The 1,538-nt window shown below is 56.3% G+C and carries 1 pseudogene; it reads right to left on the bottom strand.

What is annotated here, in order from left to right:
* Positions 1-751: 751 nt before the first annotated feature.
* A pseudogene (locus tag BSU04_RS46810) lies at positions 752-1,538 on the bottom strand (replication protein O); the annotation flags it as partial.

Raw genomic sequence — 1,538 nt, 5'->3', positions numbered from 1 at the left:
AGGCGATATCGACAGAGCCGGCTGAGCGTGCAATACTCATTGCACACCCTTGCTCCGTGCACGCGTGGGGTCTGACATCGGTGTGGACTTGGCGGTTTGAACCGGTGTCAGGCCGTTTCTTCGGCGGTAAGCTATTGTTCTACGCCCTCCGTATTGCCGCGTCACCCACTAAGAGCAGCACGCATCGTTGCCCCGGGCGCGTCTTTACTCGCCCTCCGGGCTCCCTTCGTCGCGCCGATATCATCTCGCTCATCCGCAGAAACCGACATCCTGACAAAAGTTAGAAATGCGTCTCAGTCAGTGTTAAAGCGGGCCGCCGCCGTTTAAAGGCACTTTCTCACCGCCGTTCACACGGGGCGCTGGGACGATCCCCTCCTCCGTGCTTCTTTCCCTTGCGTGGCTCATGATCGTCTGCTGGCGACCTTAGATTTTCGTTACAAGTATCAAATAATCAAACCGAATTGGGTCGCATGAAAATCAATGGTCCAGCCCAAGAATGAGATATTTGTATCATTAGAAGGCGAAGTGCACGACAAGTCTCTTTTGCCCGTCCTCCACAACTATCAGACCGCAACGGATACGGTGTCACCTGCAGGTGCGGTGTGCTCGCGTGAGTGTGGTTGCTCACTCCCCGCCTCTGTCATCTCCTCTAGCCTGCGGAACAAAGGCGGACGGATATGAAGACTTTCTCGATTGCATTGGGGCGCAGTAGGCAGCTCCAAGGTTACTGCTCGAGACTATGCGACCAACATCAGCTCGCGGCATTAGGTTGCGCAGCCATATCTTTCCGAACGCCGGCGCATGTGGCCCGAAGGAGCTGTTTCATGTCCGCGAGGCGTGCGGAAATAGCAGCTGCCGGGGCCGGTATGACGTTGGACCTAGCGCCTTGCTTCGGATCGCTCTCTGCGCGAACGCGAACGCGGGCGACCGAAGGTGCAGACGTGCATTTCTCGGCAAACGCAGCGGCGTGAGACGGTGATGCGCTCAGCAGGCGACCGGCTTTAAGTGCTTCTGCAAAATCCAGTTTCCATCCGGCCGCGGACATGCGAGCGCGGGGCTCACGGCAATCGCGAACAGCGATCTCGCTGCCATCCGCAGAAATCTCAAAGCGGCGATTGATGGCTTCGTCGAAAAAGACTTGCCCGGCGTGGCGTGCTGCGAGTTCGTCAATGGCTTTGATCTCGTTCAAACGCGTGCGTTGTTGTTGAATCTTTGCGTGATGGGAGCGAAGTTGGTGACCAAAATCGACCGGCGAGCGGAGCAAAGACCGGAGATAGCTGATGGGGCGTTTCGCCGCACTCAGGTGTCCCCAGGTGACTTCGACTACTTCTGTCAGAAGCTTGCCGTGTTGCTTTGCTTCCCGCATGAGTTTGAAAACTAAAAATTTATGAAAACCCAAGCTCAGCAGACGTTGAAGGTCCAGCGGGAGCGTGCCTGGTTGTCTCTTTTGATTCTTAGGGAATAGATCCTTATATATACCCCCGTCTGCCACGGTGGCAGACGGGGGGATGAGCAAAGGATCCTGTTGGGTGTCGGCT

The sequence above is a fragment of the Caballeronia sordidicola genome (assembly GCF_002220365.1).
Lineage (GTDB): Bacteria > Pseudomonadota > Gammaproteobacteria > Burkholderiales > Burkholderiaceae > Caballeronia > Caballeronia sordidicola_C.
This window is presented reverse-complemented; position numbering and strand designations above follow the sequence as displayed.